At 60.4% G+C, this 23,525-nt stretch carries 22 protein-coding genes; 6 read left to right on the forward strand and 16 right to left on the reverse strand.

Annotation, left to right across the window (positions count from 1 at the left end; all coding sequences use genetic code 11):
• Positions 1-79: 79 nt before the first annotated feature.
• Positions 80-2,548: a glycoside hydrolase family 2 protein gene (locus tag GDN47_RS10310; RefSeq protein WP_113329706.1), complete on the reverse strand. Its 2,469-nt coding sequence runs from the start codon at positions 2,546-2,548 to the stop codon at positions 80-82.
• Positions 2,549-2,576: 28 nt separating this feature from the next.
• Positions 2,577-3,272 (reverse strand): FadR/GntR family transcriptional regulator, encoded by a 696-nt coding sequence (locus GDN47_RS10315; RefSeq protein ID WP_233789847.1) that lies wholly within the window; start codon positions 3,270-3,272, stop codon positions 2,577-2,579.
• Positions 3,273-3,392: 120 nt separating this feature from the next.
• Between GDN47_RS10315 and uxuA the strand changes: the two genes are divergently transcribed.
• The 3 genes from uxuA (at position 3,393) to GDN47_RS10330 (ending at position 7,414) form a co-directional block, all read left to right on the forward strand.
• Positions 3,393-4,571: a mannonate dehydratase gene (uxuA, locus tag GDN47_RS10320; protein ID WP_113329825.1), complete on the forward strand. Its 1,179-nt coding sequence runs from the start codon at positions 3,393-3,395 to the stop codon at positions 4,569-4,571.
• Between the two features lie 185 nt (positions 4,572-4,756).
• Positions 4,757-6,847, forward strand: a complete 2,091-nt coding sequence (locus GDN47_RS10325) for a putative bifunctional diguanylate cyclase/phosphodiesterase (RefSeq protein WP_152093234.1) — start codon at positions 4,757-4,759, stop codon at positions 6,845-6,847.
• A gap of 141 nt (positions 6,848-6,988) precedes the next feature.
• The gene (locus GDN47_RS10330) at positions 6,989-7,414 is read left to right on the forward strand and encodes a VOC family protein (RefSeq protein ID WP_152093235.1); all 426 of its coding nucleotides are present in this window, start codon (positions 6,989-6,991) and stop codon (positions 7,412-7,414) included.
• Positions 7,415-7,477: 63 nt separating this feature from the next.
• On the opposite strand, the gene GDN47_RS10335 is transcribed toward GDN47_RS10330, so the two are convergent.
• The 5 genes from GDN47_RS10335 to GDN47_RS10355 form a co-directional block, all read right to left on the reverse strand.
• Positions 7,478-8,308, reverse strand: coding sequence for a hormone-sensitive lipase (locus GDN47_RS10335; RefSeq protein WP_113350545.1), 831 nt, complete (start codon positions 8,306-8,308; stop codon positions 7,478-7,480).
• A 37-nt stretch (positions 8,309-8,345) separates the two neighbouring features.
• Positions 8,346-9,593: a kynureninase gene (gene kynU / locus GDN47_RS10340; protein WP_152093236.1), complete on the reverse strand. Its 1,248-nt coding sequence runs from the start codon at positions 9,591-9,593 to the stop codon at positions 8,346-8,348.
• A gap of 20 nt (positions 9,594-9,613) precedes the next feature.
• Complete coding sequence (locus GDN47_RS10345) at positions 9,614-10,537, reverse strand: ABC transporter permease (RefSeq protein WP_069610480.1); 924 nt, start codon at positions 10,535-10,537, stop codon at positions 9,614-9,616.
• A 7-nt stretch (positions 10,538-10,544) separates the two neighbouring features.
• Entirely contained in the window at positions 10,545-11,324 is a 780-nt protein-coding gene (locus tag GDN47_RS10350; RefSeq protein WP_069610409.1) for an ABC transporter ATP-binding protein, read from the reverse strand.
• Between the two features lie 191 nt (positions 11,325-11,515).
• A complete protein-coding gene (locus GDN47_RS10355; protein WP_152093237.1) occupies positions 11,516-12,502 on the reverse strand; it encodes an ABC transporter substrate-binding protein in 987 nt (328 codons plus the stop codon).
• A gap of 184 nt (positions 12,503-12,686) precedes the next feature.
• On the opposite strand from GDN47_RS10355, the gene GDN47_RS10360 reads away from it, so the two are divergent.
• On the forward strand, positions 12,687-13,415 hold the full coding sequence (locus GDN47_RS10360) for a GntR family transcriptional regulator (RefSeq protein WP_152093238.1): 729 nt from the start codon (positions 12,687-12,689) through the stop codon (positions 13,413-13,415).
• Here the strand turns inward: GDN47_RS10360 and GDN47_RS31960 are convergent.
• The 7 genes from GDN47_RS31960 to GDN47_RS10390 all read right to left on the reverse strand — a co-directional run bounded on the left by GDN47_RS31960 (position 13,412) and on the right by GDN47_RS10390 (position 18,546).
• Complete coding sequence (locus tag GDN47_RS31960) at positions 13,412-13,561, reverse strand: hypothetical protein (RefSeq protein ID WP_173002476.1); 150 nt, start codon at positions 13,559-13,561, stop codon at positions 13,412-13,414. The genes GDN47_RS10360 and GDN47_RS31960 overlap by 4 nt on opposite strands.
• A gap of 97 nt (positions 13,562-13,658) precedes the next feature.
• Positions 13,659-14,915, reverse strand: a complete 1,257-nt coding sequence (locus GDN47_RS10365) for an NAD(P)/FAD-dependent oxidoreductase (protein WP_152093239.1) — start codon at positions 14,913-14,915, stop codon at positions 13,659-13,661.
• Positions 14,916-14,933: 18 nt separating this feature from the next.
• Positions 14,934-15,728, reverse strand: a complete 795-nt coding sequence (locus GDN47_RS10370) for an amino acid ABC transporter ATP-binding protein (protein WP_285772583.1) — start codon at positions 15,726-15,728, stop codon at positions 14,934-14,936.
• Positions 15,725-16,381 carry an amino acid ABC transporter permease gene (locus tag GDN47_RS10375; protein WP_152093240.1) on the reverse strand — a complete coding sequence of 219 codons (657 nt, stop codon included), beginning with the start codon at positions 16,379-16,381 and terminating at the stop codon, positions 15,725-15,727. The genes GDN47_RS10370 and GDN47_RS10375 overlap by 4 nt, the downstream gene beginning before the upstream one ends.
• On the reverse strand, positions 16,381-17,094 hold the full coding sequence (locus GDN47_RS10380; RefSeq protein ID WP_152093241.1) for an aspartate/glutamate racemase family protein: 714 nt from the start codon (positions 17,092-17,094) through the stop codon (positions 16,381-16,383). Before GDN47_RS10380 ends, GDN47_RS10375 begins: the two co-directional genes overlap by 1 nt.
• An 11-nt stretch (positions 17,095-17,105) precedes the next feature.
• Positions 17,106-17,939, reverse strand: coding sequence for a transporter substrate-binding domain-containing protein (locus GDN47_RS10385; protein ID WP_152093242.1), 834 nt, complete (start codon positions 17,937-17,939; stop codon positions 17,106-17,108).
• A gap of 28 nt (positions 17,940-17,967) precedes the next feature.
• Positions 17,968-18,546 carry an Lrp/AsnC family transcriptional regulator gene (locus GDN47_RS10390; protein ID WP_233788580.1) on the reverse strand — a complete coding sequence of 193 codons (579 nt, stop codon included), beginning with the start codon at positions 18,544-18,546 and terminating at the stop codon, positions 17,968-17,970.
• On the opposite strand from GDN47_RS10390, the gene GDN47_RS10395 reads away from it, so the two are divergent.
• Positions 18,545-19,474, forward strand: coding sequence for a LysR substrate-binding domain-containing protein (locus tag GDN47_RS10395; protein WP_069614756.1), 930 nt, complete (start codon positions 18,545-18,547; stop codon positions 19,472-19,474). The genes GDN47_RS10390 and GDN47_RS10395 overlap by 2 nt on opposite strands.
• Here the strand turns inward: GDN47_RS10395 and GDN47_RS10400 are convergent.
• Together GDN47_RS10400 and GDN47_RS10405 are read right to left on the reverse strand one after the other, a co-directional pair.
• Positions 19,465-21,216: a thiamine pyrophosphate-binding protein gene (locus GDN47_RS10400; RefSeq protein WP_152093243.1), complete on the reverse strand. Its 1,752-nt coding sequence runs from the start codon at positions 21,214-21,216 to the stop codon at positions 19,465-19,467. The two genes, GDN47_RS10395 and GDN47_RS10400, sit on opposite strands and share 10 nt — an antisense overlap.
• 187 nt (positions 21,217-21,403) lie before the next feature.
• On the reverse strand, positions 21,404-22,486 hold the full coding sequence (locus tag GDN47_RS10405; protein ID WP_152093244.1) for a LacI family DNA-binding transcriptional regulator: 1,083 nt from the start codon (positions 22,484-22,486) through the stop codon (positions 21,404-21,406).
• A gap of 186 nt (positions 22,487-22,672) precedes the next feature.
• Between GDN47_RS10405 and GDN47_RS10410 the strand changes: the two genes are divergently transcribed.
• On the forward strand, positions 22,673-23,500 hold the full coding sequence (locus GDN47_RS10410; protein WP_152093245.1) for an ABC transporter substrate-binding protein: 828 nt from the start codon (positions 22,673-22,675) through the stop codon (positions 23,498-23,500).
• The last annotated feature ends 25 nt before the right edge of the window (positions 23,501-23,525 follow it).

Consider the following 23,525-nt stretch of genomic DNA (forward strand, 5'->3'; position numbering starts at 1 on the left):
TTTTGTGACGGCTTACGGAAAATACAGGCGCCGATCCGGCGCAATGCGCCGGATCTTTTCTGTGGGAGAGCACCCGGTGTCAGTGGTGCGGGTGCTCCGCAACCTGGTTGGCCGTGCGTATAACAGCCGAAAGATCGGCATCGTCGAAGGCTTCCTTGGAAATGCCTTTGACCTTGAACGTTCTGCTTTCGCCAGGCGCGAGATTGACCAGCATGTCGTCGACTTCGGCATTCGGACTGATGCGATCGACGAACAGGCAGACATCACGCAGGAAGGACTGCGCCGTGATGGTGATAGCAATCTCGTCCGGCGTCTGGACGCTTTCGATATCGAAGCGGGGCTGCGGATATTGCAGCTGCATGTCCTTCTCGAAGAACCACCAGGCTTCCGCATCGCCGAGGCGAGCGCGCAGATATTCGCGGCGCGGATCGCCCGGGGTCGCGACCTCGGTCGGGATGTCGATATCGGTGTTCTCGAAGCGGTCGCACAGGATGCGCCAGACGTGGTGGCGGGCGAGCAGCTTGCCGGTGAAATCGAAGCGCTCGACCGTGAAGGGCACGCGCCAGAAAAGGGTCGCGTCGTTGACGGCAACGGCGGCCAGCCCATCGCCGCGCGGCTGGATGGTGAGGAGATGCGGCGCATAGCTATGCTTCAAGGCATACCAGAGCGGCTTCTTCCTGCCAGCGCCATCGACGGCCGCCCAGGAGGTGACCGGCCAGCAATCGTTGAGCTGCCAGACGATGGTGCCCATGCAGGTCGGCCGATGCGAGCGCATATGGTCGATGCCGTAGCTGATTGCGCGCGCCTGGTTCAGCTGCGTGACGAAGAGCCAGTCGTCGAAATTTTGCGGGTGGGGAAACCAGCCTTCCAGCCCCTGTAGAAGCTTGTCATTGCCGCCGGTTGCCTTCTGGTGATGCAGGACCGCGGGGGAGGCCGGGGCGCGATCCTTCTCGCGAACGGATTGGGCAAGTGTTGCGAAAGTCGGCGGTGCCTGCCAGCCGAATTCGGAGCAGAAGCGCGGGATATAGTTGCGGTAGGTCTCGTAGCCCACCTCGTTCCACACATCCCAGATATGCCTGCAGCCGTGCTCATCGGCATTCGGCGCTATATCCATCGAGCCGGAATAGGGGCTGCCCGGCCAGTAGGGCCGGGTCGGATCGATCTCGGCCACCAGCTTCGGCAGGAGGTCGAGGTAGTAGCCGGCGCCCCAGGGGCGATTGCCCAGCACGTCCTGCCAGCCCCAGTCGAAATAGCCCCAGATATTCTCGTTATTGCCGTTCCAGATGACCAGCGAAGCGTAAGGCATGAGCCGCGCGATCGCCTCGCGCGCTTCCGCCTCGATCTCGCTGTAGACCGGCTCTTCCTCGGGATAGGTGGCGCAGGCAAACATGAAATCCTGCCAGACCATGATGCCGGCGGCATCGCATTCCTCGTAGAACGTATCGGTTTCATAGATGCCGCCGCCCCAGACGCGCAGCATGTTCATATTGGCGTCGCGAGCCTGGGCGATCCGCTCGCGATAGCGGTCGCGCGTCACGCGCGGCAGGAAGCAATCGTCGGGAATCCAGTTGGCGCCGCGGGCAAAGACCGGCACATCGTTGACGACGAGGGTGAAGGCGGAGCCGACTTCGTCGGGCGTCGTATCCAACCGCACGGAGCGGAAGCCGACGCGCCGCTTCCAGCCGTCAAGCGCCGCACCATCCGAGCCGAGCAGCTGCAGGTCGAGATCGTAAAGCGGCTGACCGCCCATGCCGTGCGGCCACCAGACCTGCGGATTGTCGATGCGGCATTCGATCAGCGCGTGGGTCTCCCCCTGCGCGACGCGCACTTCCGCGCGCTTGCCGCCGACGGAGAGCACGAGCGCCACGCTATCCGTGCCCTTGTCAGCCCATTCGATTTCGACATGCAGGCGCGCGACGCCCTGGCTGCCTTGCAGGGTGATTTCCGGGCGGATGCTGCCGAGACGGGCCTTCGACCAGCTCTCGATGACGACAGGTTTCCAGATGCCAGAGGTGACGACGGTCGGGCCCCAGTCCCAGCCGAAGTTGCAGGCCATCTTGCGGATGAGATTGCTTGGGCCGGGATAGTTCTGAGGAATATCGGCGGCGCTGCCCAGCTGCTTGCGGACTTCCTCGCCATGTTCATAGGCGGATTGGAAATCGACGATCAGCTCGTTGCGGCCGCTTTTCAGATGATCGCTGATGCCAAAGCGGTAGCTGCGATGCATGTTGCGGGTTTCGCCAAGCAAACTGCCGTTCAGTTCCAGGCGCGCGGCAGTGTCGAGGCCGAGGCAGGAAAGATCGATGCGCTCGGCGTCCTCGCCGTCCCAGTCGAAGGCCAGACGATAGCGCCAGGCGGAACGCCCAATCCAGTCCTGCGAGATTTCGTTGACGTCGAGATAGGGATCGGTGATCAGCTGCGCGGCCATCAGGTCGAGATGAACGTTGCCCGGCACGGTCGCGGGGATCGAATTGGGCAGGGCCGGTGCGCTGGAGGGCGCGCGAAGGCGCGAGATGATCCAGCCGGTGTCGAGCGTCTGTCTTTTCATGTCATGTATCCGTGATGAAATGGATGTCTCAAACAGCCTTTGGCGCGATGAACTGCAGGCCCGCCTGCAGGTGGCGGTTCATGTGATAGGCGTAAGCGATTCGATCCCGTTGTTCCAACGCTTCGATGATGGCGCGATGATCATGGTAGGCACTGTCGACGGCCTCGCGGGAGCGCTTGCCCGCCTCCATCAGCCGCTGCAACAATGGCTGCATAATGCCATAGACTTGTGACAGGGTCTGATTGCCGGCGAAGCCGACAAGGGTGGCATGAAACCTGAAATCAAGTTCCGCAGCCTCGGCCAATGTCGATGCGGCCTTCATCGCGTCGTTGATGGAGCGCAGCCTGTCGATGGCGACTTCATCAAGCGTTTCGAACAGAAGATCGCTGAGATTGACCTCGATGAGGCGACGAAATCCCTGGATATCGAGAAAGCTCTCCGCCGAGATGTCGATAGCGAAGGAGAAGAGGTCCATCAGTGCCTGCTGGCGGCGGTCCGTAATCACCGCGCCGACCTTCTGGCGGCTTTCGACAATGCCATAGGCCTTCAGGATGCGGATCGCTTCGCGCACCGTATTGCGGCTGGTATTGAACATGGAAGCGAGCTCGGCTTCCGAGGGCAGGGCATCTCCGAGACCGAGATTGCGCTCGCGCATCAGTCGCCGCAGCGCGTCGACCACCTGATCGACCGCGGAACCTCTATCCTCGATATCAGCGGTATCCACCACCGTCTCTCCTCCGTTGTTGAAAGCATATTGTTGGTCAATAGTGGCGTCAAGCGACCAAAGATGATGGACATTTCGCTTTTCAGCGGTATTTTGACCGACAAATGGAGGGGGCATCATATGGAAAGCTGCTGGCGGTGGTTCGGCCCGAAGGATCTCGTTCCGCTCTTGCATGCGCGCCAGGCCGGCGCGACAGGCATCGTCACGGCATTGCATGAAGTCTCGCATTCGCGCGTCTGGACGCCGGCCGAAATCGAAGCGCGAAAGGCGCTGGTGGAAGCGGCGGGGTTGCGCTGGAGCGTCTGTGAATCGATCCCGGTGCCAAGCGCGATCAAGCTCGGCGGGGCAGGGGCAAAGGCTGCGATTGGTGTCTGGAAGGACAGTCTCGTCCATCTCGCCCGCGCTGGCATCAAAACCGTCTGCTATAATTTCATGCCGGTCGTCGACTGGACGCGTACGGATCTGCGCTTCGAAATGCCGACCACCGCGCTCGCATTGCGTTTCGACATGGCGCAGTTCGTTGCCTATGACGTCTTCGTCCTGCGCAGGAAGGGTGCGGAAGAAAATTATGCGCCGGACCTGCTGCGGCGTGCCGAGGAGCGGCTGAAAGGGCTCTCGCCGGAGGCCGTGCAACGGCTGGAGAATAACATCATCGCCGGTCTTCCTGGCGGCGAAGACAGCTATGGCCGCGATGCCATACGCTCGGCCATCGCACTCTTCGACGGTATGACGGCTGGGGATCTCCAGGCCAATCTCGAAGCCTTTCTGCACGAGATCGTGCCGGTTGCAGCAGAGCTTGGCGCGAGGCTTGCGATTCACCCCGACGATCCGCCCATCTCGCTTTTCGGCTTGCCCCGCGTCGTCTCGACGGCGTCGGATCTGCGGCGCATCCTCGGCAATGTCGACGATCCGGCCAACGGTTTGACGCTCTGTGTCGGATCTCTCGGTTCTCGCGCCGACAATGATGTGTTTGCTATCACAAGCGAATTCGCCTCGCGCATCAATTTCGCACATCTGCGCGACGTTGCGCTCGAAGCCGATGGTTCATTCGTGGAGGCCTCCCATTTGGAGGGGCGCAGCGATATGTATGCCATCCTGCGCACATTGCTCACGGAGGAGGCACGGCGTCGCGAGGAAGGCAGGGAAGACCATATGATCCCGATGCGGCCGGACCACGGACATCTGATCGGCGACGATATCGATAAGCCGACCAATCCCGGCTATTCCCTCATCGGCCGCTTGAAAGGTCTTGGCGAACTTCACGGCGTCATCCATGCGATCGGCAAAGCAGGGCTTTGAACCTCACGGCATTTGCCGTCCCATGTCGGTGAAAAGGGGCGGAGGAATAAAGCCTGCTGTTGCATATTCGATAGGCTTTTGCCTAAAGTTTAACCTTGTTACAATTTTGATTTTATTTAGTTTTCTCGTCTATCAATGTCCAATTCGCTGATCTTCAAACTCGAATTGGCAAGGTCGACCTTCCTATGAATTCCGTTTGGCCCGACGCCCCGAACGACGATTTTCGGTCACTTTTCAAGACGCATCCGTCTCCGATGTGGGTCTATGATCCCGAGACGCTGAAATTCCTGATCGTCAACGATGCTGCCCGCGATCTCTATGGCTATAGCCTCGCTGCTTTTGCGGTCATGACCGTCCTTGATATCCGGCCTCCGGAAGAGCGCGAACGCATGCTCGATGCGGTGTACCACCGCACCGACATCGAGACGGCGCAACGCTGGACGCATCTGAAGGCGGATGGCGAGACATTCGAGGTTCTGACCTATGGGCGGGAAATCCGCTTCGACGGCAAGATGGCGATTCTGGCGATCGTGCAGGACCGCACCGAGGTCAATGCGGCACGGCGGCAGGTCGATGCCACCCAGTCGCTGCTGGACAGCATCGTCGACAATCTCCCCGTCGGCGTTTTCGTCAAGGACATGGAGCGGGATGGTCGTTATATCCTGTTCAATGAGGCGTGCGGCGCCATCGTCGGGCAGGCAGCACCAGATGTGATCGGCAAGTCGGATCGTGCGATATTTTCCGATGAGCAGACGGCGCTTTTCCGGGAGCAGGACAAGCTTGCCTTCGAAACCGCCGAAACCGTCTACTTCGAGGAAACCATTCACACGGTGGATGGCGTATTGCGTATCCTGAAGACAGCGAAACGGGCGCTTCCCGCCCCGTCAGGGCAAGCGCCGCGCTATGTTCTCGGCATTTCCCAGGATGTGACCGAGGAGCGCAGCGTCGAGGCAAGACTTGCGCATCTTGCCATGCATGATTCCTTGACCGGGCTTCCGAACAGAGCTTTCTTTTCCGAGAACATCGTGCGGCAGGTGGCTGCTGCGAGGCCGGAAAAGCCAATCGCGCTGCTCTATATCGATGTCGATCATTTCAAGCATATCAATGACAGCAAGGGCCATGCCGCCGGCGACATGCTCCTGCGCCAGGTTGCCGAGCGCCTCCAGCAGCTTGCCGAGAGGAACGATCTGGTCGCGCGCCTGGGCGGCGACGAGTTCGCGCTGGTTTTACGGATGACGGATGCCGGGCGAGCCCGGCGCTTCGCCGACCTGTTGTTGCAATCGCTGTCGGCACCCTTCGATCTCGATGGCGTCCGGGAACATGTGACCTGCAGCATCGGCATTGCCATTGCGCCCGAGCACGGCAACGATGCTGACGTGCTGATGCGGGACGCGGATCTGGCGCTCTATGCCGCCAAGACGAGCGGCCGTTCGACCTATCGGTTCTACCAGACGGAGATGCGGCTCGAAGCTGAACGGCGCCATCAGCTCACGCTGGAGCTTCGTGAGGCGTTGCAGAACGACGAATTCGAACTTCATTACCAGCCGATCATTCGTCTGGACGAAGATACTCTCTCCGGCTTCGAAGCTCTGATCCGCTGGCGCCATCCGAAGCGCGGACTCATCTCGCCGGCAGAATTCATCCCCATCGCCGAAGAAACGGGGATGATCGTTCCGATCGGCGACTGGGTGCTGAGGGAAGCTTGCCGGACCGCCATGGAGTGGCCCGGCAACCTGAAAGTGGCAATCAATCTCTCCGTCTATCAATTCCGTCATTCGAGCCTGCTGGCCACCGTCGTTTCAGCACTGAGCGAGACAGGTCTTTGTCCCGGACGCCTGGAGATCGAGGTCACGGAATCCATCCTGCTTTCCGAGGTCGAGCAAAGCTTATCGCTGCTGCGTGCCCTCAAGGAGCTCGGTATTCGCATCGCGATCGATGATTTCGGCACGGGCTATTCCTCGCTCAGCTATCTGCGCTCCTTCTCTTTCGACAAGATCAAGCTCGACCGCAGTTTCGTCGCCGGCATGGATGCCGATCCCGGTAATCTTGCCATCGTGCGGGCCGTAGTTGGCATCGCCTCCGGCTTCAATGCGGTCACATTGGCTGAAGGCATCGAGACGGAGGCTCAATTGGCAAAATTGCGAGCCGAGGGCTATCACGAGGTGCAGGGTTTCCTGCTCGGCCGGCCAATGTCACGCGAGGATGCCCTGGCGCGAATTCTCCGTGAGGCCTATCCCGCCCCGACGTTACGTGCCCGAAAACCAGCGCATGCATGACCGCCGAAACCTTCGGGCGGCCGTCGCAATTAATAACCAAAAAAAATTTGGTAACTTGTTGTCGGGAAGGGTGGTTGACCAACGTCCTTGGATCAGCCCCGACAAGGGCGCGACACAAAGAACCGTTCCAAGGAGACCAACATGAGTGATGCAACAGAACAGTCCCAGCAGCCGCGCGTGCCGGTTCGCGGCGGCGTCGTAGCCTATCTGACGGTAGATGGCGCTGTGAAGGCAGCCGAATTCTACAAGCGCGCCTTCGGCGCCGAGCAGGCCTTCATGTATCCGGTCGATGAAAAAGGCCGGACCATGCATATTCATCTCTACATCAACGGCAACTCGGTCATGCTCGGCGACGCTTTTCCGGAATACGGCCATGCGCTGGAAAAGCCGCAGTCCTTCACGATGCAGCTTGTCGTCGATGACCTCGATTTCTGGTGGAAGCGTGCCGTCGATGCGGGAGCGGAAGTGGTCGTCGAGCCGCAGGTTATGTTCTGGGGCGATCGCTGGGGCCAGCTGCGCGATCCATTCGGCGTCGCCTGGGCGATGAATGCGCCGGTCAACGGCTGACGATATAATGCCCTCAGTGTTTGTGGCGCCGAGGGCATTTCTTTTGGTCCGGCTGCGAAGACGCTATTCTGCAAGCAGGGTCCGCGAGAGAGGATGCTCAGCGTCCGTAAGGCCGTCCAGAACCGAATAGTGATGCTTGTCGGGCTCCACCACGACCTCGGTCGCCGCGCCGAGCCCGGTCCAGATATTGGCGAGCAGCGCATTCTGGCGGACGAATTCGGCGCGCTCGGCACCGCCAGCCCAACAGGTTAGGCGAATGTTGTCGACCGGCTCGAGGAGAGCCGGGCTTTCGGTCCTTGCTTCGGCGTCGTCGATCTGAAGCTGCGCGTTCATGCTGCGCTTCATGATCGGGCGCAGATCATGAAGGCCGGAAATGGCAAGCACATGGCGAATGCGTTTGCGGATTGTCTCGTTCAGCGGCGATGTCGTTGTCATCATGCGGGCGACAAGCTGACCGCCCGCCGAATGGCCGGTCAATACGATGGGTCCGCTGACGAGTTCAGCCGCTTTCGTGATCGCGGAGGCGATTTCCTTGCCGATCCCGGCGATGCGATTTTCCGGGCAAAGCGTATAGGACGGGATCGCGACCGCGTATCCTCTGATAATTGAGCCTGCTGCAAAGTGCGACCAGTAGCTTTTGTCCAGTTGCAGCCAGTAACCGCCATGGACGAAAACCACCAATCCCTGCGGCTGGCTTTCGGGCAGAAAGAGATCGAAGCGATTGCGCTCCGCAGGACCATAGGCCAGATCGAGTTTCGCGCGTCCCGCGGTCGTCAGCCTGTCACGGAAGGATTTTGCCGGCTCGACCCAGGCGGCTGGCCAGTGATCGCCGTCGACGATATAGGCGCCATTGGTATAGGCTGCGTCCCAATCGGTGACCCTGAAATAGCTCATGTTCAGCTTCCTCTCTCCAGCTGCCGACGCCTGTAGATCAGGTCACGGCCGCGCGCACCGCAAAGCGTGCGTCCTTCCATGATCCGCTGCTCAGGATTTCCTCAAGCACCGTCACGGCGCGCCATACGTCATGATAACCGACATAGAGCGGCGTAAAGCCGAAGCGCAATGTCGACGGGGCGCGGAAATCGCCGATGACGCCGCGTTCGATCAGCGCCTGCATGACCTCATAAGCATTGCTGTGGATGAAGGACACCTGGCTGCCGCGCTTTTCGCTGTCGCGCGTCGTCTCGAGTTCCACACCATATTGGCCGCATTTGGCTTCGACCAAACGGATGAAGAGATCGGTCAGCGCTATGCTTTTCCGGCGCAGCGCGTTCATGTCCACCTCATCCCAGATGGAGAGCGCTCCTTTCAGAGCCCGCAAGGAGAGGATCGGCTGCGTGCCGCAGAGAAAACGCTTGATGCCGGCATCGCCGTCGAAGCTTTGTTCGAAGGCGAAGGGACGGGCGTGGCTCCACCAGCCACTGAGCGGCTGGACGATCGATGCGTGATGACGCTTCGCCGCGTAGATGAAGGCCGGTGCGCCCGGGCCGCCATTCAGATATTTGTAGGTGCAGCCGACGGCGAAATCGGCGTCCGCACCGTCGAGATCGACAGGCAGGGCGCCGGCGCTGTGACACAGATCCCAGATGACGAGTGCGCCCGCTGCCTGGATGCGCTTCGTCAGTGCCGCCATGTCGCGCAGTTCGCCGCTCTTGTAGTTGACATGATTGACGAGAACGACGGCGACGGTCTCATCGATCAATTCCTCGATGGTGTCGGCATCGCGGCCTTCGAGGCGCAGCGTGACACCTGGGCGCGTCGAAACGACGCCTTCGGCCATGTAGAGATCGGTCGGGAAACTGTCGCCCTCCGCCACGATCACGTTGCGATCCGGTCGCATCGCGAGCGCCGCATGAAGTGTCTTGTAGATGTTGATCGAGGTGGAGTCGGTCACGACAGACTGCCCTTCGGCAGCGCCGATCAGTCTGCCGATACGATCACCGAGTTCCAGTGACAGATGAAACCACCCGGCGCTGTTCCAGCTGCGGATCAGGCCATTGCCCCATTCTTCCATGGCGGCCTGGCGCACTTCGGCAAAAACCTCGTGCGAGGCCGCGCCGAGCGAATTGCCGTCGAGATAGATAACGCCAGCGGGCAGGGCGAAGCGGCTGCGGAAGACGCGCAGCGGGTCGGCCTCGTCCATGGCCTCGACGGCCGCGAGATCGGGAAGGCTATCCATGATGTCGTTGCCTCGTAAACTTATTCGCGAATGGTTTCTCGGGTGACGGCTCCGCCGCGGCTGCGGCGGATGCTCGGCAGCGCCAGCATGATCAGCACGAACAGGCCGGTAGCGAGTTTGAGGTTCGGCGGCGGCATGCCGGCGGCAAGGCAGAGCGACACGAGCTGATAATAGATGATGGAGCCGACGAAGGGCGCCAGCAACTGACGCAGGACGGTCTGCTTGCCGGTGAAAGCTTCGCCGATCATCAGCGCTGCAAGGCCGTTGATGAGGATGCCGATACCCATGTTGACGTCGGCAAAGCCCTGCGACTGCACCATCAAGGCGCCGCTGGCGGCTGAAAAGGCGCTGGCGATACCGACGCCGCCGATGGTGGCAGCCCAGACATTGATGCCCTGTGCCTCGGCCATGTCGGGATTGGAGCCGACCGCGCGCATGGCCGTGCCTTTCTCCGTCTTGAAGTAAAGGTTAAGGGCGATCAACACGATGATGGCAAGCAGGCCGGCGATGACGATCTTGCTCGCGGGAAAGCCGGGCTCGGTGAATGGCACGACATCGAACACGGTCGGAGAGCCGAAAACGGAGAGGTTCGATTTGCCCATGATGCCGAGGTTGACACTATAGAGCATGGTCGACATCAGGATGCCAGCAAGCAGCGTATGGATGCGGAAGCGCAGGTGAATGAAGGCCGTGCAGCAGCCGGCGGCAAGGCCGACGGCGAAGGCTACCGCAATGGCAAGCGGCGGCGCGACGCCGGCGGCAAGCAGGATGCCGCAGACGCAGCCGCCGAGCGGAAACGCACCTTCACTGGTCAGATCCGGAAAGCTCAGCATACGGAAGGGGATCATGATGCCGAGGACGACGAAGCTCAGGATGAAGCTCTGCGCCAGCGTGACCGGGATGAGCGAGACGAAGCTCGAAACGGTTGATTGAATGAAATCCATCATGATGTCAGCTCACCAGCAGCATGCGGTCGGTCTTGACGGCGAAGTGGCCGATCAGTTCGGGCACGGTGATGCGCCGCTTGCCATCTCCGGTAATTTCGAGATGGACGCGGCCGGCATCGAGCATGATGATGCTGTCGCCGAAATCGACGGCGTGCTGCATGTTGTGCGTCACCATCAATGTCGTCAGCTTCAGCGCCTCGACCGTGCGCACTGTTGCCTGCATGACGATATCGGCCGTGCGCGGGTCGAGCGCTGCGGTATGTTCATCGAGCAGCAGCACGTCTGGCGAGCCACCGACGGCCATGATGAGCGACAGCGACTGGCGCTGGCCGCCTGAAAGAAGCTCTACTTTTGTGTCCAGCCGATTTTCGAGGCCGAGGCCGAGAACGGCGAGCCGTTCCTTGTAGGCGGCGAGCCGCGCCGCGTTCAGGCCGGGCCGAAATCCTCTGGCTTTGCCGCGCAGTTCCGCCAGAAGCATGTTCTCGCCGACAGTCATGCTGGCGGCGGTGCCCTTCATCGGGTCCTGGAACACGCGAGCCAGACGCGCGGCGCGCTTGTGGACCGGCATGTTCGTCACGTCATCACCGTTAATGAGGATCTGACCGGAATCGAGGCTGAGAGCGCCGGAAATCGCATTCAGCATGCTGCTCTTGCCGGCGCCGTTGGAACCGATGACGACGCCGAATTCGCCTGTCTTGAGGGAGAGCGTCAGGCCATTAAGCGCGACCTTTTCGTCGGGCTGGCCCCTGTAGAAAACCTTGCGCGCGGATTTGATCTCAAGCATCCGTGCCTCCCCTGCAGTGTAGGGTTATGAAATGGCGGCGTTCCTGACGCCGCCATGGATCGGATTGATCCTACAGCGCCGCGCGTCACATATGACGCGCAAAGGTCGCTGTAGGACTTTAAAGCTGCTGCATAATTTTATCCTTAGATCGACATCGATTTAAGGAATTATGCAGTAGAAAATGCCGCCTATTACTTCGTGAAGCAATTGCAATCGGCAAGCGAAGCCGGAACTTCGGCGCTGAATGCCTTCAACACGGTCTTGTTGATCAGCGGCGCATGGTCCTTGTAAGCCGGAACGGAGGGCTTGATCGTCTTCGGATCGGCACCCTTGAGGATCTCAGCGGCGATCTTGCCGGCATTTTCGCCAACCTGTTCATAGTTGACAGCAAAGCTTGCGGGCACGACGCCATTGCGGACGGCCGCGTCATCGGAATTGACGATCGGGATCTGAGCCTGGCGGGCGGCGGCGGCAACGGCGGGGATTGCCGGCTGCAATAGGTTGGAAGCGGGCGTGTAGATCACGTCTGCCTTGCCGGCGAGCGATGCGATGCGCTGCTGAATGTCGTTGACATTGTCGACGCCAACCGGAACCACTTCGAAGCCGGCTGCCGGAGCGGCGGCCTTGACCTTGTCGATCAGCGCAACGTCGTTAGCTTCGCCGGGATTGTAGGGCACGCCGATGCGCTTGGCATTCGGAAGCAGCTTCTTGGTGAAGGTGAGGATGGCCGAGATGTCCTGCAGGTCGCTCGAGCCGGTGATGCCTGTGTCACCGGCGTCCCAGGACGGGACGAGCTTGGCGGCGACGGGATCGGTGACGGCAGTAAAGACGATCGGAATGCCGGAGCCGGCCAGCGCCTTCTTGGCAATCTGCGATACGGGGGTGGTCACCGTATACATCAGCTTCGGATGTTCGGATTGCAGCTTGGCGATCATCTGCGGAACGAGCGAGGCGTCGAAGCTCGTGTTGCTTTCGGAATAGACGACATCCTTGCCTTCGACGAAGCCGTTGTCAGCAAGAGCCTTCTTAAAGCCGGCAATCGATGCGTTGAGCTGCGGATGCTCGCCGAAGTTGGCGATGGCGATCTTGATGGGCTCGGCCGATGCGGTTGCAACGCTTGCTGCGAAGGCGCCGACGACAGCGAGGCCGGCCAGCCACTTGGACGTAGATCTCAGCATATTTTCCTCCCGGTGTAATAAGGAGCCGTTTTCCTTCGGCTCTCTCGGGCAGGGATCATAGCGAGTGCTGCAGGCCTGTCAATTTGTGATATATGATATTCACGATGGGCATATATAATATATAATTTCCGGATAAGGAGCTTTTATATATAATCTGCGCCTGGGGAGGATCGGGACGAGGGCCATGCAGGACAAGGATGCGCTGAGCAAGACGGAAGCGGCTTACTGGCTGTTGCGACGCGACATCCTCAATACCAAGCTAAGGCCTGGTGCCTCTCTTCGGTTGAGCGCCCTTCGGGATATCTACGGCCTCGGCTGGACGCCGCTTCGCGAGGCGCTATCGCGGCTGGAGGCCGAAAAGCTTGTGACTGCGATCAGCAATCGCGGCTTCGCTGTCGCTCCAGTATCGCGGGCCGAACTGGAGGATCTGACGCGGGCGCGCATGGTCGTAGAGCTGCCGCTTCTCATGGAGTCGATCGAGAAGGGTGGCCCGGATTGGGAATCGGCCGTCGTTACTGCACATTATCGCCTCTCACGCTGCAAGATCGTGCCCGACTCCGCCTCGGAGGAGATGGCGGACGAATGGGATGAGAAGCACAGCGCCTTTCACGCTGCGCTTGTCAGCGCGGCAACGTCGAACTGGCTTCAGCGTTTCCAGTCCACCATCTCGGATCAGCTCCGCCGCCACCATCGTTTTCTCGGCCTTGCGCCGACGCAGCGCGCGGCTGCTGGCCTTTCGATCGGTTATGAAAAAGCCGTTGCCGCTTTGCAGGACGCCATGGCGATCGAGCATCATACGGCATTGATGGAAGCGGCCCTCGACCGGGATCTGGAACGTGCCAGAGCGCTGATGACCGAGCATATCGGGTACACGCTGCAGGTTTATATTCGTTCCGAGAATCATGTGAGTTAGGTCGAAACCGGATCATCGGCGAGCTGGACGCTTGGCGCGCGAGATGTCTCCCCCTGCAGGTTTTCATCGATAAACCGCTCGTCAGCGCCGCCAAGAAAAATATCCTTGCCGGCGTTGCCGATATCCGAACGCGAACTGGTGCCCATCGCAGGGTCTTTCCAGCCCGATCCAGTGATTGCAACTCCATCGGTTCAGTTCCCCACTAGGAGCGTTCATTTGGGGTCCGCTGGGGTGGGCGATCGGTCATTGCCCAAAGCGGCTGGGTAGGAAAGGGCATGCGTTGTCGCTGATGCGACGTTCCAATGCGTCGAGTACCAGATCCGCCGTTTTGGGAGCTGCCGCGATGCCGACATGCCCGTGGCCGAATGCAGCGATCAGGCTGGGATGGCGTGACAGTGGGCCGATCACAGGAAGCCCGTCGGGCGTGGATGGCCGATGTCCCATCCAGAGGCGAAGGTGGGGTGTCTTGTCGGCAGCCAGATAGGGGTAGCTCGCCAGGGCATGGCGTTGCAGCACCTGCGCGCGCTCCCAATTAGGGGGTTTGTTCACGGTTGCAAGCTCGACCTGGCCGGAAAGGCGCAGGCCCATATTGGTCGGCGTATTGGCCATCCGGCCGGTACTCGGCATGACGGGAATTTCGAAGGGTGCCTGCCCTGATGTCACAGTCACATGATAGCCCCGTTCGCTCTGCATCGGAATGCGCACGCCAAGCGGGCGAAGCAGGCGGCCGGAATGTATGCCCGCGGCCACGACGATGCGGTCGGCAGATAGCGTCTCGCCACCCTCCAGCACCGCCTGCGGCGTTACGCCGTCGAGGATAGCTGTCACGGCGGACTGGTGGAATTGTACACCCTTGCGTCGAGCGGCTTCCACAATGCCGGCTACATAGCTTCCGGTGTCGCGGCAATGGGCGCCGTTCACCACATGGATGGCGAAGCGATAGGGGGAGCCGAGAGCCGGAAGCCTTTTCCGGATTTCGGTCTCGTCCCACTCCACATATGCCACGCCGTTTTCTCGGCGCAGTTCCCAGCTCAGCGCTTCCGCCTCGAAGGAGGCCCGGTCGGGATAGGCGTAGAGCAGCCCTTTCTGAAGAACGAGCTGTTCCTGTCCGGTCTTTCGCGCGAGTTCCAGATGTCGCTCGGGGCCATCATGCAGCAGGAAGTTCAGCAATTTCGCCGTCCGGCGTACGCGGGTCTTACTGGCGCCAGCCCACAAGAACCGCAGGAGCCAAGGCGTCAGCTGCGGCAGCGACCTCCAGTCGATCGTCAGCGGCCCGTTTCGATCGAGAAGGAAACCGGGAACCTTACGCCACAGGCCGGGCATGCTCATCGGAATGATCGATGCCGGGCTGATCCAGCCGCCATTGCCGTAGCTTGCCCCGGCTTCGCTACCCGGGGCGTTGCCGTCGCAAAGCGCGACATCCCAGCCTGCTTCTGCCAATCTCAATGCCGCGGTGGCACCGATAATGCCAGCGCCAACAACGATTACCTTGCCTGTCATTGCCGTTTCGTCCTGCTCTCAGGAAAGTCCGCCATGGAAATGGCTGAGGAATTCTCGCGTTCTCGTCTCGCGAGGCTCGTTGATGACTTGGCGCGCGTCACCCGACTCGACGACGAAGCCGTCCTGCATGAAGATGACCGTATCGGCGACATCGCGGGCAAAGGCCATCTCATGAGTGACGAGGATCATCGTCATGCCCTGCTCGGCGAGCTGACGAATGACCGCCAGAACTTCGCCGACCAGTGCAGGGTCGAGTGCCGAGGTGGCCTCATCAAACAGCATGACTTCCGGTTTCATGGCGAGCGCGCGCGCGATCGCCACGCGCTGCTTCTGCCCGCCCGAAAGCTGCTCCGGGCGCGCGTCGGCTTTCGCGACCAGGCCGACCTTGGCGAGAAGCTCCATCGCGACGGTTCGCGCGGAATTCCTGTCCTGCTTCAGCACGCTCACAGGCCCAACCATCACGTTGTCGATGACGCTCATATGCGGGAACAGATTGAAGTTCTGAAACACCATACCGGTATTGGCACGGAAGGCCGCAAGGTCCCGGTCGCGCATGGCAACCCGGCCCGCGGAAAAATCCATCCGTCTCCCGCCGATGGTAATGCAGCCCGCATCCGGCAATGACAGCAGATTGAGGCTGCGCAACAGGGTCGACTTTCCCGAGCCGCTTGGCCCGATCATCGCCACCACATGACCGCGCGGCACCGAAAGGTTGATGTCCTTCAAGACGTCGAGAGGACCGAAGGATTTCTTCAAGCCCACGACCTCGATCATCGGCTCTTCTGCGCCCATTCTCTCTATCTTGCCATTCATGCCTTACGACCCTCCAGCCAGTGCGCCAGGCGTGTCATAGGGAACAGGACCGCCAGATAGACGAATGCAATCAAAGTGTAGGTTTCAAGCGGCCGGTAGGTGGCCGAGGTCACGAGCTGACCTTGATAGAGCAGGTCGGGCACGGCGAGCACGGAGAGAAGCGAGGTGTTTTTGAGCTGCAGGACAGACTGGTTGACCAGCGGCGGCACCATGCGGCGCAACGCCTGCGGCAGAATGATCTTGGCCATCAACTGGCCTCGACGCATGCCGATCGCGCGGCCGGCATCCCATTGCCCGGCATCGATCGAGACGATGCCGCCCCGAATAATCTCCGCATAGAACGCGGCGCCGTACATGGTCAGCGTGATGAAGGCTGCCATCGCAGGGGAGATCTGAATTCCGACCAGCATGGGCAGGGCATAGTAGCACCAGACCAATTGTACGAGCACGGGCGTACAGCGAAAGAGTTCCACGATCGTCATGATCGGAACGGTGACGATTTTCAGACCCGAAAGCCGGGCAAGAGCGAAGAGCGTGCCGACAAGGATTCCGGAAACGATGGTCAGAATGGTAAAGCCGACCGTGTAGCCTAAGCCCTGAAGAAACAGGCCGCGATACTGCCAAAGGCTGGAAAAGTCCCATTGATATTGCATCACAGCGCGCTTTGTTCGGCCCGGCTGAAAGTCCGGGGAGAGGTTGATGTAAAAAGCCACTCGCCCAACGTCAGGATGTCGAAGACGGGAAGGCCGAGAGCCGTCGCGATCGCCTGCGCAAAGGGTGGCATGTTGGTGCATTCCAGCACGATGGCGCCGACCGACGGATGCTCGGCGACGAGCTTGCGTGCAGCATCGACCACTTCGGCCTCCAGCGCCGCGTGAGCGTATGTGGCAGAGCCTTCGATGAGCGCGTGAAATGCCCCGTTGGCGGGCACGCCGCGCACGGGCACGGATGGATCTGCTCCGCAGGCTTCGAACACTTCGGGAACGAGGCTTCCTGCATCATACGTTATCACGCCGGGGCGCAGGCCTGCACCGAGCGCCATCTCGACCATGGGCAGCTGCATGAGACTGGAGGCAGCCACCGGCACGCCCAACGCCTCGGCCAGTTTCCGTTGGTGTCGCGCCATGAAGCCGCAGGACGTGACAATCGCGCTGCAGCCCTCCGAGATCAGCTCCCGTCCGGCGGCGACGAAATCGTCGACGAGACCCTCGCCGCCCCCACGGACGACGAGGGAAACGGATGCACCGCGCACCTGACGGAACCGGACCGGAAAGCGCCATGATCCAGCATGGCCGACATCGCCGGGCGGGCGTTCGAACGTTGTATCCAGCATGATGATGCCCAAGGCACCCGAAGAGACCGACATGATCGTGCCTGTCAGAAGGTCAGGCTTGCAGGCAGTGCAGCCTTGTCGACACCCACGAGCGCGAGGCTATCGACAATCCAGCCCGAGACCTTGCCTTGTCCGCGGCGTTCCGCAAGCCAGGCATCGACATAGTCGCGGAACTCGCCATTCGGATCGCGGCGCACGCCGATGGTGGTCGGCTGGCTTCCGTGAGGGTCGGGAATGATGAGTTTGACGTTTGGAGCGAGGTGTTTCGTCGTCACGACAGCGAGGAGCGCGACCTGGATGATGGCATCGGCGCGACCCGACTGAAGCGCCAGAATGGTCTCATCGGCAGATTTGAGCGCAACCAGCGTGCAGTTCGGCAGGTTCTTGCGCGCGAAGTTGTCCTGCGTCGAGCCGAGGTCGACGGCCACCCGCATCTCCGGTCTGTTCATTTCCTCCCACTTCGTCACTTCCAGATCCTTGCGGGCAACGAGCGTGAAGGTATTGTCCATCAGTGCCTTGGTGAAATCGACAACCTTGGCGCGCTCCGGGTTGTTGCTGAGCCCGAACATGATATCGATCTTGTTGCTTTGGAGATCGATCACGGAGTTGCCCCAGGTCGTCTCGACCAGTTCCAGCTTGACGCCGATATATTGCGCGAGGTCTTGTCCCATCGCGACGCAGAAACCTTCCCATTCTCCGGTTGCGAGATTCTTGTGATAATAAGGCTCGGTGCCTGCAAACACGCCGATCCGTAGCGCCCCCCGCGCCCGGATCGCTTCGAGCGTCGGACCTTCGGTCGCTGCAAGAAGTGCGGAGGATGGAAGTAGCGCAGCAGCGCCTGCGAGCAGCACTGCCCTTCCGAAATCACGTCTGTTCATGGTCATATCCCAGTTGATTGCTCGTTCCCTATTGCGCCTTGCGGGCGATCAATGCGTTTTCGCGATTGATTTTGTTGGAAAGGACGACCGAATAGGTCACGCTTTCGATTTCTTCGATCCGCGCAAGCTCGTCGATGAGCGCTTCCAGATCTTCTAAAAAATTGACGTTCACGCGGCAGAGAATGTTGGCCGGGCCGCTGATCGCGTCGGCGGTCAGGATCTCGGGATAGCCGCGCAATACCGCAAACAGCCTTTGCGTCGCGCGCAGGGCGGTGGTGATGAAGATATAGGCTGAAACGCTTTGATCAATCTCGCGACGGCCCACGATCGCACGATAGCCAAGGATGACGCCGCGACGTTCCAGCCGCTCGATACGCTCCTGGACACTTGAGCGCGCGAGGCCGACGCGTCGCGCCAGTTCACTGGCCGTTACGCGTGCATTTTCCTCCAGGATGCTGAGCAGATTGCGGTCAATGCTGTCGCCGTAGTCCATGTCGTTCCCACTTTCTTTTGCGGGAAGACTGGGGCCAAATTTTCCCAAAGAAAAGCATTGAAAAATGGGTTCTTCATGACTTTTATTCATGCTGGTCAACAGGAGCTTCGTCATGCGCCGTTTTCTGCCGTCCTTGAGTGCCCTGCATGCCTTCGATGCATCCGTGCGTCACTTGAGCTTTACCAAGGCTGCCGAGGACATGGGGATCACGCAGAGCGGCATCAGCCGGCAGATAAAAAACCTTGAGGATTTTCTTGGGCTTACCCTGTTCGAGCGCGCCGGCCCGAAGCTGGTGCTGACGGAGGAGGGCGCGCGCTATTACGATGAGATTTCGCGCCTGCTCGACAAGTTGGAAGATGTCTCCATCGATGCCGTCCGCGGTCGAAAGGCGCAGAGCATGCTGAAGATCGGCTTTCCGCCGACATTGATGCGGCGCTGGGGAGCTGCGATGCTGACTGCTTTTGCGGCCGCGCATCCTCAAACATGGTTCGAGGTCTATCCCTGCCGTCACGATCTCGATTTCGCGGCATCCGAGCTGGATCTTGCGTTCGTGCGCGGTACGGGCAATTGGAGCGGGGCGCGCAGTCAGTTGCTCTTCGATGAGGAGTTGATCGTTGTGGGAGCGCCGAATCTGGTGCCATTGCAAGGCCTGCCAAACGACGAGGCGCTGCTGGAATACCCGCTGATCCAGAATTCCAGCCGGCCGAGCCTGTGGCTGCATTGGCTGCGGGGAGCAGGCGTGCACTACAAGAGCCGCATCTACGGTCCGCGCTTGCCGAACTTCGATATGATCCTCGAATGTGCCATCAGCGGCATGGGGCTGGCGGTCGTTCCCGAGCTCCATGTGCGCACCGAACTTGCCGCAGGAATTCTGAAGCCCGCCTTAAGCAGGCTCCAGACGTCGGGGGAAGGCTTTTATCTCTGTTTCCCGCAGGCGCGGATGAACTCGGCCAACGTGCGGATCTTCCGCGATTGGTTCGCCACCGAATTCACGCGCCGGCGGCAATTCCTGCCTCTGGCGTATCCCTTGGATCAAAAATAGGCCTTCTCCACCGGCTTTAGCTCGAGCGGATCCTCTCCCCGCTTCAATAGCCATGAATAGACCGGCGGTACCCGGTCTGCGATGGATTCGACATGAACGTCGATGAAGCACGGCCCATCGTCGTGAGCAAAGGCGGACGCCAACGCAGTATCGAGTTCCGAAGCCGTTTTGGCCGTCCATGCCTTGAGACCATAAGCCTCCGCGATTGCCTGACCGCGCGGCGCCAGAAAATCCACGCCGAAGCAATGATTATGGCCTTTGAGCCGGTGGAGGCCCTTGATCCAGCCGAATGTCCCGTTGTTGAAGAGGATAAGGATCGCCGGCACCTGCAGGCGCACCAGCGTTTCCAGTTCGCCGACCGTCATGCCGAACGATCCGTCGCCGAAGAGACCGATCGGCCTCTTGGATGGATCGGCCCGCCAGGCTCCGACTGTGGCGGGAAGCGCTGAACCCAGGCCACCAAAGGCACGTGGTATGGCAAAGCGGGTTTCGCGGTCATTGATTTTGAGGAAACGCGTCATGTATGGGGTCGGCGTTCCTGCATCGGAGTAGATGAGCGCGGGCTTGCCGGAAGATTGCAAAGCTTGATTGAAAGCACGCACGGCGCGCTCGGGCCGTAAAGGAACCCGCTCGTCGGAAAGCGCCTCCTCCGCATGCTCCCAAAAGACTTGCCGACGCCGGTTGAGCTCGCCGACCCAGGCTTCGTGCAATGCGGGCTCGATACTTGCTTTCAGCTCCAGCAACTCCGTGAGGACAAGCAAGGCATCTCCCGGGATGGACAGCAGATTCTCGTAGTTGTTCGCCATGATCTCGGGCGAGATATCGATCTGCGCCAGGCGTTTACTGAGCGTGATCCGCGGAAAGGTCCAGCCGATGGTGACGACCGAACCGATGCGCGAGCCTACGAACAGCGTGAAATCGGAATGTTCAAGTGCCCAGTTCGCATGCGGATGATATCCGTTGTCGCCGATGACGCCGATTGCGAGGCGATGGTCGTCATCGATTGCACCCTGGCCAGTCATCGTCGTGCACATCGGCACGTTGAATTTTTCGGCAAGCCGGGTGATCTCGTTGCCTGCACGGGCGCGGTTCACCCCACCTCCCGCAACGATCAGCGGTCGCTCGGCCCTGGAAAGAAGCTCCAGCAGCTCTTCGAGCTTCGAGCGCGGCGGCAGCGTGGGATAAGCAGGGAAGGTACGGCATTCCTCCTCGACATGCAGAGATATTCGCGTCAGGTCTATTTCGGCCAGCAGCATATCCTCGGGGATCTGCAGATGCACGGCGCCAGGTTTGCCTGAGCAGGCGACGCGAAAGGCGCGGCGGATGATTTCGGGCAGCTTTTCCGGCGTCTTTACCTGCACGGACAGCTTTGTGACCGGTTCGAACAGTTTCGCGCAATCCAATTCCGTCAGGACGCCGCGCCCCTCGCCGGGTAGTGGAATGTCGATGGTCAGCAGGATTACCGGCACTGACGATCCGTTCGATTCAGCGACCGGCGGCAAGGAATACATCGCGCCGGCGCCCGATGGGCATTCAAACACGCCGGGCTTGTTGGTGAACCGCCCGTAAGCATCCGCCATGAAGCCGGCAGAGCGCTCGTCGCGGGCCATCACATGCCGTATTTCGCCTTCGCGGTGCTGGAGTGCTTCATAGAGCGGCACATTGGTATCTCCGGGGACACCAAAGATCGTATCAACCCCGTATCCGATGAGCATGTCTACCAGAATGTCAGCACCGCGCATTCGTCTCTCCTGTATCTCGCTGTGCTGATCAGGATAATGAAGCAAAGGTTTGCCGGGGACCGGCAAACCGGCGGCTTGAAGCGGCAGTCGCCGGCAATCTGCCGGCTCTGTCCTTGAGATTGCATGGGGCTGGCGTGCGCCAAGCGCATCGCGATCATATCCGCGCTGTGACTTACCAAGCGAGGCGTTATCGATTGCTGTCGTGAGATGGTGAGGCGACCGATCCGCGCTCGATCAGGCCTGTTTTGATGGCGGTTCGCCCGACGGGCAGATCCTTGCCGTTCAGCCGCGAGATAAGACGCTCGGCCGCCTTCTTTCCCATTTCGTAGACGGGCTGGTCGACGACGGTGATCGGCGGTGTCGTGACGGTCGTCCAGTCCGCATCAAGGAAAGAGATCATCGATATATCGCGCGGCATGGACAATCCCAGTTTTTGCAAGGTCTTGAAGACCCTGAGCCCGACGAGACTGTCCGACGCTATGATGGCGGTCGGAGGCGCCGCATCGTGCAGCAGGCTCTTGACGACATCATCCGTCCTTGACTGGTCGGTCGCGCCGAGCCGCACGTAATATAGCGCGTTCTCGATGCCCGCATCGGCCTGCTCCTTCAACATGCCATCCACCCGTTCGCGCACGGCAGAATTGGAAATGCTGCTGATATCGCCAAGGGGTTCGCTCCCGGCATCCATCGCCGATATATAGGCGATCCGTCTATGCCCCATGTCGAGAAGATGGCGGGTGGCGACCATGGCGGCATCGAAATCGGCGCCCGTCACGGCGTCGACGCCGAGCTCCGGAATGTTTCGGTCAAAGAGGACGAGAGGCACGCCGACGCGGCGTATGTCCTGAAGATGCTCCATTCGGTCGCAGCGTGCCGGCGTTACGATCAATCCATCGACGCGCTTGCCGATGAGCAGGTCGACCGCCGACTTTTCCGCATCGAGTTCTTCACCGGAATTGGCAATGATCACATTGAAGCCGGCCATGCGCGCGGCATCGCTGATGCCCCGGACGGCAAGGCTGAAGAAGGCATTTTCGATATCGCCGACCACGACCCCGATGATGCCGGATTTGCCTGTCGTCATGCTCCGGGCAAGTTCGTTCGGCCGGTATTCGAGCGCTGCCGCAGCGGCAAGCACCTGCTCGCGAACCTTGTCGCTGACGACGCCATAGCCGCCGAGCACACGGGCAGCGGTCGCCTTCGAGACTTTAGCGACCCTGGCAACATCGGCGACTGTTACGGAGCGTTTCGAGGTGAGGGGCTCTTCCATGGGATGACGATTACAAGAGTTGTTGACGGGCGGTCAATCTGAAGTTAACAAATAGCATTGAGACCGGTCTCTTTTTATATGATACCGGTCTCTCGTCCAGAAAGTCTCTTGCTGCCGCAAGGAGTGGAGATGCGGACGCGCATGCATGAATGCCGATAAGAGCATCCTTCAGAGCGGAGAACGAACATGAACCTATCCAGCATTTTCTCGGCCATCGCCGCGCCTCTGCGCGCTGGCGTGCTCGCCTATATCGTCGCGGCAAGCGTCGGCCCGGCGATCGCCGCCGACAATCCCTATAACCTGATCGATCCGAACGTCATCAGCGTCGGCACGATGGGAGATTCCAAGCCCTACACCTTCACGACGGCCGATGGGCAATTCACCGGCTTCGATATAGAGCTCTTTCTGAACGTCGTTTCCCGCATGGGCTTTCCCAAGGACAAGGTGACGTTTACCGGCCAGGAGTTCTCGGCCTTGCTGCCCTCCGTTGCCAACCAGCGTTTCGACGTCGCCGTCGCGGCGATCGGAACGACCGAAGCACGCAAGAAGACGGTCGACTTCTCCGATGGCTATCTCGCCGGCTATCTCTCGGTTCTGACATCGGATGCCTCGATGAAGGATGCAGCCGGCCTCAAGGGCAAGCGCCTCGGCGTCGTGCAGGGCACGCTGCAGGAGGTCTATGCCACGAAGAATTTCACCGGCACCGATCTCGTCAAATTTCCGGACAACAATTCTGCCGTGGCGGCGCTGAACAACGGCACCATCGACGCACATTTCCTCGATTATGAAGCAGCCAAACAATATAGCGAGCGCTATCCGGCACTGAAGATTGCCGTGAATATCCCATCCTTCGACGCACCGGCGGGCTTCGTCGTCCACAAGGGCAACGACGCCTTCCGGCTGGCGCTCAACAAGGCGCTGCACGAAGCGATGCAGGATGGCACCTGGAAGACGCTCTATGAGAAGTGGTTCCCCGGCTCGCCGATGCCCGATCAATACCTTCCCAAGAAGTAAGGCCGCGCTGCTGCCCGGCTTCCCG

Source organism: Martinezella dioscoreae (assembly GCF_009176305.1).
GTDB classification, from domain to species: Bacteria; Pseudomonadota; Alphaproteobacteria; order Rhizobiales; family Rhizobiaceae; genus Rhizobium; species Rhizobium dioscoreae.

Coding starts and splice junctions, on each gene's coding strand:
- GDN47_RS10355 (WP_152093237.1), bottom strand. CDS start 12,502: ATGCTGAGATCTACGTCCAAGTGGCTGGCCGGCCTCGCTGTCGTCGGC.
- GDN47_RS10310 (WP_113329706.1), bottom strand. CDS start 2,548: ATGAAAAGACAGACGCTCGACACCGGCTGGATCATCTCGCGCCTTCGC.
- GDN47_RS10385 (WP_152093242.1), bottom strand. CDS start 17,939: ATGAACAGACGTGATTTCGGAAGGGCAGTGCTGCTCGCAGGCGCTGCT.
- GDN47_RS10400 (WP_152093243.1), bottom strand. CDS start 21,216: ATGCGCGGTGCTGACATTCTGGTAGACATGCTCATCGGATACGGGGTT.
- GDN47_RS10370 (WP_285772583.1), bottom strand. CDS start 15,728: ATGAATGGCAAGATAGAGAGAATGGGCGCAGAAGAGCCGATGATCGAG.
- GDN47_RS10325 (WP_152093234.1), top strand. CDS start 4,757: ATGAATTCCGTTTGGCCCGACGCCCCGAACGACGATTTTCGGTCACTT.
- GDN47_RS10380 (WP_152093241.1), bottom strand. CDS start 17,094: ATGTCGGTCTCTTCGGGTGCCTTGGGCATCATCATGCTGGATACAACG.
- GDN47_RS10395 (WP_069614756.1), top strand. CDS start 18,545: ATGCGCCGTTTTCTGCCGTCCTTGAGTGCCCTGCATGCCTTCGATGCA.
- GDN47_RS10360 (WP_152093238.1), top strand. CDS start 12,687: ATGCAGGACAAGGATGCGCTGAGCAAGACGGAAGCGGCTTACTGGCTG.
- GDN47_RS31960 (WP_173002476.1), bottom strand. CDS start 13,561: ATGGGCACCAGTTCGCGTTCGGATATCGGCAACGCCGGCAAGGATATT.
- GDN47_RS10405 (WP_152093244.1), bottom strand. CDS start 22,486: ATGGAAGAGCCCCTCACCTCGAAACGCTCCGTAACAGTCGCCGATGTT.
- GDN47_RS10410 (WP_152093245.1), top strand. CDS start 22,673: ATGAACCTATCCAGCATTTTCTCGGCCATCGCCGCGCCTCTGCGCGCT.
- uxuA (WP_113329825.1), top strand. CDS start 3,393: ATGGAAAGCTGCTGGCGGTGGTTCGGCCCGAAGGATCTCGTTCCGCTC.
- GDN47_RS10365 (WP_152093239.1), bottom strand. CDS start 14,915: ATGACAGGCAAGGTAATCGTTGTTGGCGCTGGCATTATCGGTGCCACC.
- GDN47_RS10345 (WP_069610480.1), bottom strand. CDS start 10,537: ATGGATTTCATTCAATCAACCGTTTCGAGCTTCGTCTCGCTCATCCCG.
- GDN47_RS10350 (WP_069610409.1), bottom strand. CDS start 11,324: ATGCTTGAGATCAAATCCGCGCGCAAGGTTTTCTACAGGGGCCAGCCC.
- GDN47_RS10375 (WP_152093240.1), bottom strand. CDS start 16,381: ATGCAATATCAATGGGACTTTTCCAGCCTTTGGCAGTATCGCGGCCTG.
- GDN47_RS10330 (WP_152093235.1), top strand. CDS start 6,989: ATGAGTGATGCAACAGAACAGTCCCAGCAGCCGCGCGTGCCGGTTCGC.
- GDN47_RS10335 (WP_113350545.1), bottom strand. CDS start 8,308: ATGAGCTATTTCAGGGTCACCGATTGGGACGCAGCCTATACCAATGGC.
- GDN47_RS10390 (WP_233788580.1), bottom strand. CDS start 18,546: ATGACGAAGCTCCTGTTGACCAGCATGAATAAAAGTCATGAAGAACCC.
- kynU (WP_152093236.1), bottom strand. CDS start 9,593: ATGGATAGCCTTCCCGATCTCGCGGCCGTCGAGGCCATGGACGAGGCC.